Here is a 16748-nt window from a genome sequence, read left to right on the forward strand (position 1 = left end):
AGCCCTACCTCCGGCCGGGGGTTTTCCGGGCTGCGATTCCGGGGGTCTGCGCTCCTGTGCGAGCGGCTCCGAAAGGGTTGGCTGAACACTTATGACGACCATGACGGAGCGGCCGCGCGCCGCCGGAAGTGATTTCGCGGAGCTGAACCGGCGGATCAACGCGGCCGGGCTGCTGCGCCGGCGGCCGGGCTACTACGCCGTGCGCCTGAGCCTGGTGTCGCTCGCCCTGATCGGCGGCTGGACGGCGTTCTTCCTGGTCGGCGCGTCGTGGTGGACGCTGGTGGTGGCGGTCTTCCTGGCCGTGGTGTTCGCCCAGGTCGCGCTGGTCGCGCACGACCTCGCGCACCGGCAGGTGTTCCGCACCAACAAGCCCAGCTCGCGGGCCGGGATGATCGCCGGCAACCTGGCGATCGGCATGTCCTACGGCTACTGGATGGACAAGCACACCAAGCATCACGCGAATCCGAATCACGACGACCTGGATCCGGACGTCGGGCCGGGGGTGCTGATCTGGTCGCCGGAGCAGGCCCGTGGCAAGGGTTTCCTGACGAGGTATCAGGCGTGGTTCTTCTTCCCGCTGCTCACCCTGCTGGGGATCTCGCTCAAGCGGGACAGCGTCCGGGCGCTGCTGGCCGGCACGGTGAAACAGCGCCGACCGGAGTGGACGCTGCTCGGCGTGCACCTGATCGGGTACGTCGCGGCCCTGCTACTGGTGCTGACCCCGTTGCAGGCGCTCGCGTTTCTCGTCGTACACCAGGCGCTTTTCGGGGTTTATCTCGGCATGACCTTCGCGCCGAACCACAAAGGGATGCCGCACCCGGACGGAACCGAGGACTTTCTCCGCAAGCAGGTACTGACCTCGCGCAATGTCCGTGGCGGCCGGCTGACCGACGCGGCACTCGGCGGGTTGAACTATCAGATCGAGCATCACCTCTTCCCGGCGATGCCGACACCCAATCTGCGAAAGGCTCAGCCGATCGTGCGCGATTACTGCGCGGAGATCGGGGTGTCCTACGAGATGACCGGTCTCGTCGATTCCTACCGGCAGGCCCTGCGCCATCTGCACGAGGTCGGCGCGGAGCTGCGAGCCGGATGAGAAACGGCCGCCCCGGGGCGCGCGGAGTGCGCGCCCCACGGCCGCGTTCAGAATCAAAACAATTTTCCCGTACGGATGGTCAGCCGATTCCGATGTTGTTGTGCGCGCTCACCGGAGCGAACCGCCGGTTGCCCAGCCACACCGCGTCGTAACCGTTGACGAGCAGGTTCGCCAGGGAGACGGGCGGCGGGACGGGACCGTTCTTGCACTCGGCCCAACCGCCGAAGTCGGTGGTCGCCTCGCACAGCGGGAAGCGCTCACCGGTGGTGGTGAACTGGATCGGCAGGCCGGCCACGGGGTGACCGTCCCACGTCGTGAAGTGGGCCTTGAGCCCGAGCGTCTCGCGAGCGATGACGTCGAGCGTGCCGTAGTAGGCGGTCGCGTTCATCCGAACGGGACCGGATCGGTGGGTCTCGGGGGCCGCCTGAGCGGGGCTGGAGGCGGCGAGGCCGGCCAGAACCGCGGCCGCAGCGAGCCACCGCATGGTCGTGTGCTTCATGGCGCACAAAACTAGGCGAAGCGGGCCAAATTCCCAAATCGGAACACTTCCGGGTGACGGAAATCCTCCCTGACCTGCATAGGGGACAACGCACGAGACGCCGAAGCCGCGACACGGCAGTAATGCGAAAGGATGACCCCGAGTCGGAGATCACACCGCTCGGCACCGGGCTGTTTTAACTTCTGCGAGGAAGCTGCGACAGGTCTCGTGAAACGCCGGACCAGTTGTCCATAATCCTTTCGGCTTCTCGCGCGTTAGCCTCTGCGGAACTAGCGCACCGGCCGACGACATCCATCGGCTTGTCCCGCGCTTTCCTGGCCGCCCTCCGGCGGACATTCAGGCTCGCAAGCATGGGGAAGTTTCATTGGACATTGCCATCGTCGGCCTATCCTGCCGTTTTCCGGGGGCGCGCGACGTGGTCGAGTTCTGGGCGAACTCACTGGCCGCCGCGCATCAATTCCGGCCCGTACCGCCGGTGCGCTGGAATCACGAGACGTTCTACTCCAGGAACTTCCGTGACACCCATGCGACGTACACCGACCGGGTGGCCTTTCTCGACGAGGTCGAGAAGTTCGCCGCCCTGCACCACCGCATTCCACCGCGGCGTGCCAAAGCCATGGATCCGCAGCACCGCCTGCTCGTCGACCTGGCCCGCGAGGCGGTCCAGGACGCGGGCTGGGAGCGGCGTCCGTTCGACCGTTCGACCACCGGCGTCTTCGTCGGGCTGAGCACCGCCGACTACAAGGACATGGTCGGGGCCCGGCTCACCGCGAGCCTGCTCGCGGACGGGTCGCTGTCGGCCAACGCCAACGACCCTGAGCTGCTCAAAGCCATCGCCGAGGCGGCCAAGGCGGCGATCGACCCGCCGCAGTCGTTCTCGATGGCCGGTTCGCTGCTGAACATGGCCCCGGCCACGGTCAGCGAGCTGCTCGACCTGGGCGGCCCGTCGTTCGCCGTGGACGCGGCCTGCTCGTCCGCCCTGGTGGCGATGCACGAGGCGGTCAACCACCTGCGGGCCGGCTCGTGCAGCGCGGCCCTGGTCGGCGGAGTCTTCCTCAACCTCACACCGAACGCGCTGGTCGGCTTCTCCCGGGTGGGCGCGCTGTCGCCGGCCGGGGTGTGCCGGCCGTTCGACACCCGCGCCGACGGCTTCGTGCTGGGCGAGGGCGGTTCGCTCGCCGTGCTGCGGCCGCTGGACGACGCGCTCGAGGCCGGTGACCGCATCTACGCGGTACTCAACGGCATCGGCACGGCCAACGACGGCAAGGGTGCCGGCCCGATGACACCCAAGGCCGAGGGTCAGGAGGCGGCGATGCGGGCCGCCTACCGGGACGCACGGGTCGAACCGGGCGCGATCGACTTCCTCGAGGCGCACGGCACCGGCACCACGGTCGGCGACAAGGTGGAGATGGAGGCGATCCGCCGGCTGCGGGTCAAGTCCGCGGACCGCACCTGCTACCTGTCGTCGGGCAAGGCGACCATCGGGCACACACTGCCCGCGGCCGGCGCCGCCGGGGTCCTGCGGACCGCGCTGGCCCTGCACCACCGGACCGTCCCGCCGCAGCCGGCGACCATCGACCCGCACGCCGAGCTGCCGCTCGCCGAGGCGGGACTGGCCATCGCCACCGAGCCGCGGGCCTGGGAGCCCCCGGCAGACGACCGGCGGCGGGCCGGGGTGAGCTCGTTCGGGTTCGGCGGCACGAACGTGCACGCGGTGCTCAGCGAGGCGCCCGAGCCGGAGGAGGACGGCGACGACGAGGACCGGCCGTGGGTGGTGCTGATCTCCGCGGACAACGGGGAGCTGCTCACGGCGTACGCGCAGCGGTTGTCGGGTCTGATCGCCGCGAACGCGGCGCTGACGCCGGCCGCCGTGGCGCGGACCATGGCCAGCCGGACCCTGCTCGACGCGCGTCTGGCGGTGATGTGCCGGACCCGCGCCGAGCTGGCCGAACGCCTCGCCGTCGCGGCACGTGAGCTGGGCGCCGGCGCGACCGGGCGGCTCGCGGCGGGCCTCTACGCGAGCGTGAAGCCGCTCGAGGCGGAACAGCGGTCGCTGGCCTTCCTCTATCCCGGGCAGGGTTCGCTGCGCCCGGGCGTGCTGCGCGACCTGGTCGCCCGGTTCCCGGCGCTGGCCGAGCACGTGCGTCCGCTGGCCGACCGGGTCGACGAGCGCACCGGCGCCCCGGTCACCGACCTGCTCTGCGACACGCCCGGCCCGGGCGACGACGACAAGGTCAGCGCGACCCGGATCTGCCAGCCCGGCCTCGGCGTGGCCGGGATCGGGATGACCCAGCTGCTGGCCGACCTGGGTGTGACCCCGCAGATCACGCTCGGGCACAGCGTCGGTGAGCTGGCCGCGGCGGTCGCGGCCGGGGCGCTGACCCCGGACGACGGCATCGAGTTCCTGATCGAGCGCGGTGCCGCGGTGACCTCGGGGCAGGAACCGGCGCCGGGCACGATGGCCGCGGTCCGGATCGACGCGGCCGGCTTCGAACAGCTGCGCGTCGGCATCGCCGGGGTCTGGGCCGGGTGCTACAACCACCCGACGCAGATCGTCGCCAGCGGTCACCGGGAAGCGGTGACCAAGCTGGTCGAGCGCTGCCGGGACCGGGACGTGCCGGTGGTGCCGCTGCGCGTCTCGCACGCCTTCCACTCGCCGCTGATGTCCGAGGTCGACACCCGGGTCGCCACGCACCTGGAACGGCTGGCCGTCCGCAGGCCGATCCGGACGCTGGTCTCCAGCGTGGACCCGGCCGCGCCGTCCGACCCGGAGACGCTGCGCGTGCTCTGGGCCCGGCAGGGCTCGGCCCCGGTGCTGTTCCGCGACGCCGTGGACCGGGCGGTCCAGGCCGGTGCGCGGATCCTGGTCCAGGTCTCGGCCGGGGACTCGCTGCTCGGGATGGCGGCGCAGACCCCGTCGGCGCGTGGGCTGGACGCGATCGCGCTGATGCCGGCCGAGCCGGACGAGGGGTACGCGCTGCTGGAGGGCCTGGGGCGGCTGGCCGTGGCGGGCGCTCCGGTGGATCTCACGCCGCTCTTCGAGGGGCTGGGCGTGCCGCTGGTCACGCTGCCGCCGTCACCGCTGGCCACCCAGCACTACTCGATCCGGCGGACCGCTCCGGGTACGGCCCCGGCCCGATTTGTTCGCACTAGTGACACTCGTCACGTTCGTACCCCCGAATCTCCGGCGCGCGAAGCGTTGCCGGTAGCCGCAAACAGGAACGGAGAGCAGATTCCGGTGAACGACGTCATCTCTCTGATGCGCGAGCAGCTTGCGGTTCTTCGCGACATCGGTGCCGAGCCCGGCGCCCTGCCGCCCGCGCCGGTGAGCCCGGCCGTCCCGGCGATCCCGGCGCTGCCGTCGGTCGCCGCGGAGGCGCCCGCACCGGCCAAGCCGGAGATCGCCCCGCCGGCCGCGGCCCGCGTGACGGTCCCGGCGCAGAAGCCGGCCCCGGCCAAGGTCGAGGACAAGCAGATCTTCGCCGAGGTCGCGGGAATGGTCGGCAAGATCAGTGCCTACCCGGCCGACATGGTCCGCCCGGAGCAGTCGTTCGCGACCGACCTGGGCTTCGACTCGATCATGACGGCCGAGCTGATCGCCGCGGCCAAGCGCCGCTGGCCGGACCTGGAACTCGCGCCCGAGCAGGTCTTCGGCATCGCCACGGTCGGTGAGCTGGCCCAGCTGCTGGCCCAGGCACTCGGCGGCGGCGCACCGGCCCCGGTGGTCGCGACCGCGCCCGTCCCCACCCCGGCGCCCGAGCCGGAGCAGTCGCTCGTGCACCGGGGTGCGGACACCCGCCGGCCCGAGGTCGCCGACGTGACCAAGCTGCCCGAGGTGGTGCAGTTCGAGGCGCGCGGCAACATCCTCGAGCGGGTCGGGGTGGCCAACCCGTACTACATCGTGCACGACAGCGTGATCAACGCCCGGACCTCGGTGCACGGCCGGCAGCTGATCTCCTTCTCCAGCTACAACTACCTGGGCCTGTCCGGACACCCGATGGTCAACTACGCGGTGAAGGAGGCGGTCGAGCGTTACGGCTCCTCGGTCTCGGCCGCGCGCATCCTCTCCGGCAACCGGGCGCTGCACGACGAGCTGGACCGCGGCCTGGCCGCGCTGGTCGGCGCCGAGGACGCGATCTCGCTGCTCGGCGGGCACTCGACCAACGTCGGGATCATCGGGCACATGGTCGGCCCGGAGGACCTGATCGTGCACGACGCGCTCGCGCACGACAGCATCCTGCAGGGCTGCCGCCTCTCCGGGGCGAACCGCCAGCCCTTCCCGCACCAGGACCTGAACGCCCTGGACGCGCTGCTGACCCGGATCCGCGACCGGTACCGCCGGGTGCTGATCATCGTCGAGGGCGTCTACAGCATGGACGGCGACATCTGTGACCTGCCGGCCCTGATCGCCCTGAAGAAGAAGCACGGCGCGCTGCTGATGGTCGACGAGGCGCACAGCATCGGCGTGCTCGGTGCCCGCGGCGGCGGCGTCGGCGAGCACTTCGGGGTGGACCGCAAGGACGTCGACATCTGGATGGGCACCCTGTCCAAGTCGCTGGCGAGCTGCGGCGGGTACATCGCCGGGCGGCACGAGCTGATCGAGTACCTGCGCTACACGCTGCCGGGCTTCATCTTCAGCGCCGGCATGAGCCCGGCCAACGCGGCCGCCGCGCTCGCCGCCCTGCACATCCTGCGCGAGGAGCCGCAGCGGCTGAAGGTGCTGCACGACCGGGCCGCGACGTTCCTGCGGCTGGCCAAGCAGGCCGGGCTGGACACCGGGCCGAGCTCGGGCACCCCGGTCGTCCCGTGCATCACCGGGGACTCGATGAAGGCGCTGAAACTGGCCGACATGCTGCTGAAGAACGGGGTCAGCGCGAACCCGATCATGTACCCGGCGGTCAAGGAGAAGCTGGCCCGCCTGCGGTTCTTCATCACCGCAGAGCACAGCAACGAGGACATCGAGACGACCGTGGACCTGTGCGCCCGGTTCCTCGACCCGGCGCGCGTGCCGCAGCCCGCCTGAAAGCAGCGCTGAAACATGACCTCTCTCTCGACCCGTCCCCGGTCCGGGACCGACGATCCGGTCGTCGCTCCCGGGCCGGTGGTCCGGCTCACCGCCCGTCACCCCAAGCTCGTGCTGCTCGTCGCGCTGCTGCTGGCCGGCCTGGCCGTGGCCTTCAGCGGTGATGTGGTGAGCGCGCTCAAGACCGGCGGTTTCGACGATCCGGGCTCCGATTCGGTACGCGGCCGGCAGCTGCTCACCGAGCACTTCCGCACCGCCGACCCGAACCTGGTGATCCTGATCGCCAAGCCCGGCGGCAGCGTCGACGACCCGGACACCCGGGCCACGGCGCAACGGGTCACCCAGCGGCTGGTGACCGACCCCGGGGTGACGGTGGCCGGCTCCTACTGGGCCGGGAAGCTGCCGCAGCTCGCCAGCCGCGCCCACGACAAGGGCATGATCCTGGTCCACGTGGACGGCGACGACGACACCAGCGCACAACGGGCCGCCGTGCTGCACCACGACCTCGCCACCGGGAACGGGCCCGTCCGGGTCGAGTTCGGCGGCTTCACCCAGATCAACAACGACATCAACGACCAGGTGACCAAGGACCTGGCCACCGCCGAGACGATCGCCATCCCGATCACCCTGGTGCTGTTGCTGCTGGTCTTCGGGACGGTCGGGGCGGCCGGGGCGCCGCTGCTGATCGGCATCTTCTCGATCGTCTCGACGCTCGGCACGCTGCGACTGCTGGCCGCGCTCACCGACGTCTCGGTCTTCTCGGTGAACATGGCCACGGCGCTCGGGCTGGGCCTGGCCGTCGACTACAGCCTGCTGTTCGTCTCGCGGTACCGCGAGGAGCGGGTCCGCACGCCGGACCTGACCACGGCGATCGGCAACACGATGCGGACCGCCGGGCGGACCATCCTGTTCAGCGCCGCGACCGTGGCCGTGGCGCTCTGCAGTCTGCTCGTCTTCCCGCAGTACTTCCTGCGCTCGTTCGCCTTCGCCGGCATCGCCGTGGTGGTCACCACCGTGGGCGCCGCGATGCTGGTGCTGCCGGCGCTGCTGGCGTTGCTCGGGCACCGGATCGACAAGTGGTCGCTGTGGAAGGTGCGGTCCGAGTCGACCTTCTGGGCGCGACTGGCCGCTTTCGTGTTGCGCCGGCCCGTCCGTACGGCCGCGCCCGTGATCTTGATCTTGCTCTGTCTCGCCCTGCCCTTCACCCACGTGCGCTTCGGCGTGGCCGACGACCGCGTGCTGCCGCGTGAGGCGGAGAGCCGGGTCGTCGCCGACACGCTGCGCACCGAGTTCGCCGACACCGGCAGCGGCGCGACCGTGGTGGTCGCCGAGCACTGGGGCGGCGGGACGGACGCGCGGATCCGGGTGGCCGACTACGCCGCGCGGCTCTCCGAGGTGCCCGGGGTGACCCGGGTGGACAGCATGGTCGGCGTCTACCAGCACGGGGTGATCGTGGTCGCCCCGGGCCGGGCCGACCCCCGCTTCACCGGTGGCGACGCGACCTGGTTCTCCGTGGTCAGCGACGTGGAGCCGTACTCCGACGAGGGCGCCGGCCTGGCCCGCGCGGTCCGGGCCGTGCCGGTCCCGGCCGAGGTCCCGGTGCTGGTCACCGGCCCGGCCGCGCAGCTGGTGGACATCACCGGCTCGATCGGCGGACGGCTGCCGATGGCCGCGGCGCTGATCGCGGTCACCACGTTCATCCTGCTCTTCCTGCTGACCGGCAGCGTGCTGCTGCCGATCAAGGCGCTGCTGCTGAACACGCTGACGATGAGCGCGGTCTTCGGCGTGGCGGTCTGGATCTTCCAGGACGGCCACCTGTCGTCGGTGCTCGGGCAGACCGGGGCGCCGCTCGCGGTGGCCATCCCGGTGCTGCTGTTCTGCGTGGCGTTCGGTCTGTCGATGGACTACGAGGTGTTCGTGCTGTCCCGGGTCATCGAACGGCACGAGCAGGGCGCCGACCTGCACACCGCGGTGGTCGAGGGGATGTCGAAGAGCGTCCGGGTGATCAGCGCGGCGGCCGGCATCCTGTCCGTCTCGTTCCTGGCGATGCTCTCGTCAGGGGTGTCGCTGATCCAGTTCTTCGGACTCTGCGCGAGCCTGGCCATCATCCTGGACGCGCTGCTGGTCCGGCCGATCCTGGTGCCGGCGTTCATGCGGGCGGCCGGGCGGTGGAACTGGTGGGCGCCGCGGCCGCTACGGGCGATCCACGCGCGACTGGGGTTGAAGGAAAACGCGTGAGAGTCCCGCTGGCCGAGATCCGGGAGCGCACCTACAAGCCGGTCGACGCCTGGTGGACCGTGCTGCTGGTCGACCCGCTCGCGTCCCGGCTGGTGTGGCTGATCGCGCCGTACCGCCGGGTCACGCCGAACGTGCTGACCCTGGTCGCGACCGTGCTCGGGGCCGGGGCCGCGGTGGCCTTCGCCCGGGGTGACCGGTGGTCGCTGGTCGCCGGCGCGGTGCTGTTCCACCTGAGCTTCGTGGCCGACTGCATGGACGGCAAGATCGCCCGGCTGAACGGGACCGGCACGATCTTCGGCCAGTGGCTGGACTTCGTGCTGGACCGGGTGCGCGTCTTCTTCTGCGCGCTCGCGCTCTTCGGCGGCCAGTACGCACGCGGCCACGACGTGACGTACCTCTGGATGATGGCCGTGGCGATCTTCCTGGACCTGATCCGTTACGTGAACGGCGGCCAGGTCGCGAAGGTCCGCAGCGGGATGGCCGCCGAGTTCGGCGCGCCGGCCGAGCCGCGGGGCGGGACGGCGGCCCGGCTGCGGCGGCACCGGATCCGGACCCACCTGTTCAGCGGCATCGAGTACGAGATGTTCGTCTACCTCATCGGCCCGCTGACCGGCCTGATCCTGCCGGTCACGGCGGCTGCGGGAGCGGCGATGCTGTTCTTCGAGCTGATCGTGGTCCTGCGGCTGTTCCAGGCGGCGAGACTGGCGGACTCACTGGCGGGCCCCGCCCCGGCGGAGCACACTGACGGGCATGGCTGACGAGTTCCGGCAGGCACGAGACTTCCTGCTCGCCCATCGCGAGGACTACTCCTTCGCGTACGAGCATTTCGCCTGGCCGCAGCTCGACGAGTTCAACTGGGCTCTCGACTGGTTCGACGTGATCGCCGAGGGCAACGACAACCCGGCGCTGTGGATCGTCGAGGAGGACGGCAGCGAGCAGCGCCTCTCCTTCGCCGAGATGTCGCAGCGCTCCAACCGGGTGGCGAACTGGCTGCGCGCGCAGGGCGTGCGACGCGGCGACCGGATCGTGGTGATGCTCGGCAACCAGGTGGAGCTCTGGGAGACCGTGCTCGCCGGGATCAAGCTGGGCGCGGTCCTGATCCCGGCAACCCCGCTGCTCGGCCCGGCCGACGCGGCGGCCCGGGTGGCCCGGGGCGGGGCGGGGCACGTGATCGCCATGGGCTCGGCGGCCGGCAAGTTCGACCAGGTCGATCCGTCGGTGACGCGGATCGCGGTGGGCTCGGCCGAGGGCTGGAGGAACTTCCGTTCGGCGTACGAGGAAAGTGACTCCTTCGCTCCTGACGGCGTGACCCGGGGCGACGACACGCTGCTGCTCTACTTCACGTCGGGCACCACGGCGCAACCCAAGCTGGTGGAGCACACCCACGTGTCCTACCCGGTCGGGCACCTCTCGACGATGTACTGGATCGGTCTGCAACCCGGCGACGTGCACCTCAACATCTCGTCGCCCGGCTGGGCCAAACACGCCTGGAGCAACGTCTTCGCCCCGTGGAACGCGCAGGCCTGCGTGTTCATCTACAACTACACGCGGTTCGACGCCGGCCGGCTGATGGCCGAGATGCAGCGCTGCGGGGTGACCAGCTTCTGCGCGCCACCGACGGTGTGGCGGATGCTGATCCAGGCCGACCTGACCGAGCTGAAGACGCCGCCGCGGGTCGCGGTCGGTGCCGGGGAGCCGCTCAACCCCGAGGTGATCGAGCAGGTCGCGGCGAAGTGGGGCGTCACCATCCGGGACGGGTTCGGGCAGACCGAGACGTCCGTGCAGATCGCCAACTCCCCCGGTCAGCCGGTCAAGTCCGGGTCGATGGGCCGCCCGGTGCCCGGGTTCACCATCGCGCTGCTCGACTCGATCACCGGGCAGCCGGCGCAGGAGGGCGAGATCTGCGTCGCCATGGAACCGCGGCCGGTCGGGCTGATGGTCGGCTACCACGGCGACCCGGAACTGACCGCCGAGCGGATGGTCGACGGCTACTACCACACCGGGGACGTCGCTTCCCGGGACGCCGACGGCTACATCACGTACGTGGGCCGGACCGACGACGTGTTCAAGGCCTCCGACTACCGGATCTCGCCGTTCGAGCTGGAGAGTGTGCTGATCGAGCACGAGGCCGTGGTCGAGGCCGCGGTCGTGCCCTCACCCGATCCGGTGCGGCTCGCCGTGCCGAAGGCGTACGTGCTGCTGGCCGAGGGCTGGGCGGCGGACGAGAAGACCGCGGCGGCGATCTTCGAGCACGCGCGGGAGCACATGCCGCCGTATGCGCGGATCCGGCGCCTGGAGTTCGCCGACCTGCCCAAGACGATCTCCGGCAAGATCCGTCGCGTGGAGCTGCGCGCCGCCGAGAACGAGAAGCACGCCGACCCGGCCGCCACTCCTCCGGGCGAGTACACCGGCTGATCTTTCCGGCTATCTTTGCCCGATGCCGCGACGACGCCTGCTCTACGTTCTTGCTGTCGTCGTGGTGCTCGGGCAGATGGCGTTCGCGATGGTGACCACGGCGATGCAGCAGACGCCGACCATCGACGAACCGGTCTACCTGGCCACCGCCGAGGTGTACACGCAGCAGCACAGCCTGCGGTACAACTACGAGCACCCGCCGCTCGGGAAGCTGATCATGGCGACCGGGCTGGCGTTCGGGGGCGCGAACGAACTGGACCCGGCGTACCCGGGGAGCCAGTCTGCGCTCGGGCGGACGCTGCTCTACGAGAGCGGGAACAACCCGTTCCGGCTGCTGCTCGCGGCCCGCCTGCCGATCATCGTGCTGACGTTGCTGTTCGGGCTGGTGGTGCTCTTCTTCGCACGGGACGTGGCCGGGCCGGCCGGAGGGTTGCTCGCGCTGGCGCTCTACGCGTTCTCGCCGGACGTGATCGCGCACGGTTCGCTGGCGACGCTCGACGTCCCGGCGGCCGGGATGCTGCTGACGGCGTTCTGGTTCGCGTGGCGGGGACGGAACCGGCCCCGTCGGTACCTGCCGCCGGCCGGGGTGATGCTCGGGGCGGCGTTGGCGACTCGGGCGAGCGCGCTTCCGGCCGTGCCGTTGCTGGTTCTGCTGGCGGCCTGGTCCATGTGGCAAGCGCAAGGTGCCCGCCAGGATCAGCCCATGGCCGGCGCCGAGCCGGCGCTTTCACAAGCGCCGACGCCTCTGCAGAAGCGGCTGCTCAGCAGCGCGGGCGCAGCCGTCGTGACCGGTCTCGTCGCGGTCGCCGTCGTCTGGGTCGTCTACCTGATCGTGGACCCGCACCTGCGCTGGACCACCCCGCCGAACCTCCCGACCGGTCTGAAGGCGGACGTCGTCGACCTGCTGCCGTTCCCGCAGGCCTACCGCGACGGCATGCTGATGCAGTTCAAGCTGGAGCTGAAGACCTACAACGGCTTCCTGTTCGGCCACGCCTACCGGGGCAGTCTCTGGTTCTACCTGCCGGCCGCGATGCTGATCAAGACGCCGCTGGGCATGCTGGTGCTCTGGGCCGCCGGCGCGCTCACCATGATCTTCATCCCGCGGCTGCGGGCCGCCGCGCTCTACCTGCTCCCGGTCTCCGCGGTGCTGTTCCTGGTCGCGATGACCGGCTCGCGCGACTACGGCAGCCGGTACGCGATCTTCCTGCCGATGTTCCTGGCCGTCGCCGCGGGCACGGTCGCGCTGATCCGGGTCCGCTGGGTTCAGGTCACCACGGCGCTGCTGGTTCTCTTCGTCGCGGTCAGTTCGCTGCGCACGTTCCCGTATTACCTGCCCTATTCGAACGAGGCGTTCGGCGGGACCGCGAACACGCACAAGAATCTGCACGACTCCAACGTCGACTGGGGGCAGGACCTGGCCCGGCTCAGCCGGAAACTGCGGACGGACTATCCGGGCGAGAAGATCTGGCTGGTCTACAAGGGCAGCGGGGTGCCGGCGTACTACGGCATCACGGCGGGCGACCCGTTCAGCGTGCCGGCGGACCAGGTGCACGGCATTCTGGTCGTCTCCGACAGCCGGGTGGCCCTCACGACCGTACGTCTGAGGGCTTTGCTCGCGGGAAGCACCGAGATCGACCAAGTCGGATATTCAATGACGATCTACCGGCGCCCCTAGACGTTACTGGCCAGTAATGCTTAGGTAACACGATGGCGGACTACGACATCGTGATCGTGGGCAGCGGCTTCGGCGGCAGCGTCAGCGCACTGCGCCTGACGGAGAAGGGCTACCGGGTCGGCGTGCTCGAAGCCGGCCGTCGTTTCACCCCCGAGACGCTCCCGAAGACGTCCTGGGATCTGAAGAACTTCCTCTGGGCGCCGAAGCTCGGCATGCGCGGCATCCAGCGGATCACGCTGCTCAAGGACATCATGGTGCTGTCCGCGGCCGGGGTCGGCGGGGGTTCGCTGGTCTACGCCAACACGCTCTACCAGCCGCCGGCGCCGTTCTTCCAGGACCCGCACTGGGCCGGGATCACCGACTGGGAGTCCGAACTCGCGCCGCACTACGACCAGGCGTCCCGGATGCTCGGCGTGACCGAGCAACCCACGATGACACCCTCCGACGTGGTGATCAAACAGGTCGCGGAGGACATGGGGGTGGGGCACACGTTCCGCCGTACGCCGGTCGGGGTCTTCTTCGGCGAACCGGGAAAAACCGTGCCGGACCCCTATTTCGGTGGCGCCGGCCCGGACCGCACCGGCTGCGTCGAATGCGGCAACTGCATGATCGGCTGCTCCGTCGGCGCGAAGAATCGGCTCGACGTGAACTACCTCTACCTGGCCGAACGCAAGGGCGCCACGGTCCACCCGGACACCGAGGTGACCGCCGTCCGGCCCGACGGCGGCGGCTGGCGGGTCGAGACGCGCACCGGCACGTTCATGGCCGGCCAGGTGATCCTCGCGGCCGGTGCGCTCGGCACCCAGCGGCTGCTGCACGCCATGCGCGACACCGGCGTCCTCCCCCGCATCTCCCCCCGGATCGGCTCGCTGACCAGGACGAACTCCGAGGCACTACTCGGCGCGGAGACCAAGGAGGTGCCGGCCGAGCCGTTCAGCAAGGGCGTCGCCATCACCTCCTCGTTCCACCCGGACCCGACCACGCACATCGAACCGGTCCGTTACGGCCCCGGCAGCAACGCGATGGGCCTGCTCTCCACGCTGCTCGTCGACGGCGGCGGGCGGCTCCCCCGACCGCTGAAGTTCCTGCTCAACTGCGTGCGGCACCCGATGGTCCTGGCGTACTCGATCTCGGTGCGCCGGTGGAGCGAGCGGACGATCATCGCGCTCGTGATGCAGACTCTGGACAATTCCTTGACGGTACGGCGGACGAAGCGCGGCCGGTTGACCACTAGCCCCGGGCACGGGGACCCGAACCCGACCTGGATCCCGGTCGGTCACGAAGCGGTGCGGCGGATCGCGGACCGCATCGACGGCTTCCCCGGCGGCACGGTCGGTGACATCTTCAACATTCCGATGACCGCGCACATCCTCGGCGGCGCCACGATCGGGGAATCGGCGGAGACGGGCGTGGTCGACGCGTACCACCGGGTCTTCGGGCATCCCGGGCTGCACGTCGTCGACGGGTCGGCGGTCCCGGCGAACCTCGGGGTGAACCCGTCGCTGACGATCACGGCGATGGCGGAACGGGCGATGTCGCTCTGGCCGAACAAGGGCGACGACGACCCGCGGCCGGCCCTCGGCTCGGCATATCGGAAGGTCACGCCGGTCGCGCCGGCTTCCCCCGCGGTGCCGTCGCATGCTCCCGCCGCGTTGCGCCTTCCTTTTCCGGTACGCCGGTCGAGCGCATCCATGCACGACGATCAGTGACGGTGTTAGCGTCCGGACATGACGCTCACGGGGAAGACGGCACTGGTGACCGGAGGGTCCCGCGGCATCGGGCGGGCCATCGTGCGACGGCTCGCCGCCGACGGGGCCCGGGTGGTGTTCACCTACCACTCGCGCAAGGACGAGGCGGACGGTCTCGTGGCCGAACTCGGCGGCGACACGCTGGCGGTGCGCTGCGACCAGGCCGACCCCGAGACGCTACCGGCGATCTTCGAGCCGGTCCGGGACGGGCTGGACATCCTGGTCAACAACGCCGGGATCGCCGACAAGACGCCGATCAGCGAGGTGACCGCGGAACACTTCGACCGCGTGCTGACGATCAACACGAAGTTCCCGCTGCTCGCCATCCGGGCCGCGACACCCCTGATGCGTGACGGCGGGCGGATCGTCAACCTGTCCACGCTGAACACTGCGGCAGCCGGGCCGAACATGGTGCTCTACTGCGCCAGCAAAGGGGCATTGGAGCAGGTCACGGCCGTCGCCTCGAAGGAACTCGGCCCGCGCGGGATCACCGTCAACACGGTCTCGCCGGGCGCGACCGACACCGACATGCTGCGCGGGGCGAACTCGGCGGACGGGATCGCGGGGATCCCGGCGCTCACCGCACTCGGCCGGCTCGGGCAGCCGGCGGACGTGGCGGCGGTCGTCGCGTTCCTGGCCGGTCCGGACTCCGCCTGGATCACCGGCCAGAACATCCGAGCCACCGGCGGCCTCCTCCTCTGAACCATCCGCCACCGCCCCCGGCCGCTCACACCCACAGCCCGGCCCCAAGCCGCCGGCTGGGCCGGGGAGGTGCGACCGGGGCCGCGAAGCACACCTGAGCACCAGCCACGAGTGGGCGGCGGGGCGGGAGGGGCACGACCGGGGCCGCGAGGCACAGCCCGGAACCAGCGACGGGCGGGCGGCTGGGCGTGCGAGGTGTCCGGGCTGCCTGATGCGGGGGTGGACGAACCGCCCCGGCGTCGGAGAATCGGCGACGAGGCGGCTCGGGATCGGGGACGCCCGAGCGGGCGTGGGCAGCGCGGATCAGGGGGTTCCCAGCACCTCTGGGAGCGCTCCCACCTGCGACGTTACCGCACATTCACGAGTACGAAAAGACTCTCCGGGCAACGTTTCCGAGCGGACTGGCCATCCTCGCAAGAGTCTCCGCGGAACGTTTCCGAGCTGGGCTGACCACCCTCCGCTGCCGGGTGGATGCGCAGAGGAATTGCGACATGCCAAGAGACGCAATTTGCAATAGCTACCATGTGCGCGACACAATGAATGCGACGACGACTAATCGCGGCACCCCCATCGCTCGCGTACAGCCGTCACCCGAATGACATCGCTGTAGGAGCGAACACAACATGGCCAAGCAGATAATTACCCTTCTGACCGACGACCTCGACGGCGGGGAAGCCGACCGCACCGTCGAATTCGGACTGGACGGTGTGAACTACACGATCGATCTGTCCGAGAAGAACGCCGGCAAGCTGCGCAAGGCTCTGGAACCGTTCCTCTCCGCGGCAACGCGTCTGGGCCGTTCCGGTGTCACTCCGACGGTTGCCCGGCGGGCCGCCCCGGCCGCGACGAGCCGGTCGAGCCGCGACCAGAATCAGGCCATTCGTGAGTGGGCCAACAAGAACGGCTACCCCGTTTCCGAGCGTGGCCGGATCCCGAGCAACGTCGTCGAGGCGTACCACGCCAAGCGATAAGCAGTCTGTCGTCAACGGCGTCACCGGGTGACCCGGTGACGCCGTTTTCACAGGGAAATCCGCCGGGCTGCACAAAAACCGCGGGACAAGCGACAGACCTCCGCGCCGGGCAGGGCAGCCGCTGAGCCGGTTCAGCTCCGGGAACGCCTGGCGGGGCCGCTCCTCGCCACCCGGCCGGCGGGATGACCGGAGTCAATCGGGCGAGCGCGGCGGCGTGCGTCGTTCTCTGCGGAGTCTTCCGAGTGGATCCGCGCGGACAACCCGCCTTCATGATCGAGGACGCGGCCATTTCGGGCTGACCCGCAGAATGCCTCCCGGAAGCCGGGAACGCGGAGCGACCCACTTCCCCGCGGCGTAATCGCGGTCGAGCGGGGATCACGA

General features: G+C 70.3%; 10 protein-coding genes. 9 read left to right on the top strand and 1 reads right to left on the bottom strand.

The window, feature by feature from the left end:
* Positions 1 to 91 precede the first annotated feature (91 nt).
* On the top strand, positions 92 to 1096 hold the full coding sequence (locus tag ACH442_RS23540) for a fatty acid desaturase family protein (protein WP_396340236.1): 1005 nt from the start codon (positions 92 to 94) through the stop codon (positions 1094 to 1096).
* 79 nt (positions 1097 to 1175) lie between these two features.
* On the opposite strand, the gene ACH442_RS23545 is transcribed toward ACH442_RS23540, so the two are convergent.
* A complete protein-coding gene (locus tag ACH442_RS23545; RefSeq protein WP_203749003.1) occupies positions 1176 to 1595 on the bottom strand; it encodes a hypothetical protein in 420 nt (139 codons plus the stop codon).
* A 364-nt stretch (positions 1596 to 1959) separates the two neighbouring features.
* Between ACH442_RS23545 and ACH442_RS23550 the strand changes: the two genes are divergently transcribed.
* From ACH442_RS23550 to ACH442_RS23585, 8 genes are all read left to right on the top strand, one after another.
* Complete coding sequence (locus tag ACH442_RS23550) at positions 1960 to 6618, top strand: type I polyketide synthase (RefSeq protein WP_396340237.1); 4659 nt, start codon at positions 1960 to 1962, stop codon at positions 6616 to 6618.
* Between the two features lie 15 nt (positions 6619 to 6633).
* Positions 6634 to 8856: an MMPL family transporter gene (locus ACH442_RS23555; RefSeq protein ID WP_396340238.1), complete on the top strand. Its 2223-nt coding sequence runs from the start codon at positions 6634 to 6636 to the stop codon at positions 8854 to 8856.
* Entirely contained in the window at positions 8853 to 9614 is a 762-nt protein-coding gene (locus ACH442_RS23560; protein WP_396340239.1) for a CDP-alcohol phosphatidyltransferase family protein, read from the top strand. Before ACH442_RS23555 ends, ACH442_RS23560 begins: the two co-directional genes overlap by 4 nt.
* Positions 9607 to 11271, top strand: coding sequence for an AMP-binding protein (locus ACH442_RS23565; protein ID WP_396340240.1), 1665 nt, complete (start codon positions 9607 to 9609; stop codon positions 11269 to 11271). The genes ACH442_RS23560 and ACH442_RS23565 overlap by 8 nt, the downstream gene beginning before the upstream one ends.
* A 22-nt stretch (positions 11272 to 11293) precedes the next feature.
* Positions 11294 to 12946 carry an ArnT family glycosyltransferase gene (locus ACH442_RS23570; protein ID WP_396340241.1) on the top strand — a complete coding sequence of 551 codons (1653 nt, stop codon included), beginning with the start codon at positions 11294 to 11296 and terminating at the stop codon, positions 12944 to 12946.
* Between the two features lie 32 nt (positions 12947 to 12978).
* Positions 12979 to 14655, top strand: a complete 1677-nt coding sequence (locus ACH442_RS23575) for an FAD-dependent oxidoreductase (protein WP_396340242.1) — start codon at positions 12979 to 12981, stop codon at positions 14653 to 14655.
* Between the two features lie 18 nt (positions 14656 to 14673).
* Positions 14674 to 15396, top strand: coding sequence for an SDR family oxidoreductase (locus ACH442_RS23580; RefSeq protein WP_396340243.1), 723 nt, complete (start codon positions 14674 to 14676; stop codon positions 15394 to 15396).
* Positions 15397 to 16019: 623 nt separating this feature from the next.
* Positions 16020 to 16367: an Lsr2 family protein gene (locus ACH442_RS23585; protein ID WP_203744943.1), complete on the top strand. Its 348-nt coding sequence runs from the start codon at positions 16020 to 16022 to the stop codon at positions 16365 to 16367.
* Positions 16368 to 16748: the final 381 nt, after the last annotated feature.

Origin of the sequence: Actinoplanes sp. NPDC020271, assembly GCF_044388125.1 — a bacterium.
Lineage (GTDB): Bacteria > Actinomycetota > Actinomycetes > Mycobacteriales > Micromonosporaceae > Actinoplanes.

Excerpts from the sequence above, each read along its gene's own strand:
- ACH442_RS23545 (WP_203749003.1), bottom strand. The coding sequence starts at position 1,595 with ATGAAGCACACGACCATGCGGTGGCTCGCTGCGGCCGCGGTTCTGGCC.
- ACH442_RS23575 (WP_396340242.1), top strand. The coding sequence starts at position 12,979 with ATGGCGGACTACGACATCGTGATCGTGGGCAGCGGCTTCGGCGGCAGC.
- ACH442_RS23565 (WP_396340240.1), top strand. The coding sequence starts at position 9,607 with ATGGCTGACGAGTTCCGGCAGGCACGAGACTTCCTGCTCGCCCATCGC.
- ACH442_RS23580 (WP_396340243.1), top strand. The coding sequence starts at position 14,674 with ATGACGCTCACGGGGAAGACGGCACTGGTGACCGGAGGGTCCCGCGGC.
- ACH442_RS23585 (WP_203744943.1), top strand. The coding sequence starts at position 16,020 with ATGGCCAAGCAGATAATTACCCTTCTGACCGACGACCTCGACGGCGGG.
- ACH442_RS23555 (WP_396340238.1), top strand. The coding sequence starts at position 6,634 with ATGACCTCTCTCTCGACCCGTCCCCGGTCCGGGACCGACGATCCGGTC.
- ACH442_RS23540 (WP_396340236.1), top strand. The coding sequence starts at position 92 with ATGACGACCATGACGGAGCGGCCGCGCGCCGCCGGAAGTGATTTCGCG.
- ACH442_RS23570 (WP_396340241.1), top strand. The coding sequence starts at position 11,294 with ATGCCGCGACGACGCCTGCTCTACGTTCTTGCTGTCGTCGTGGTGCTC.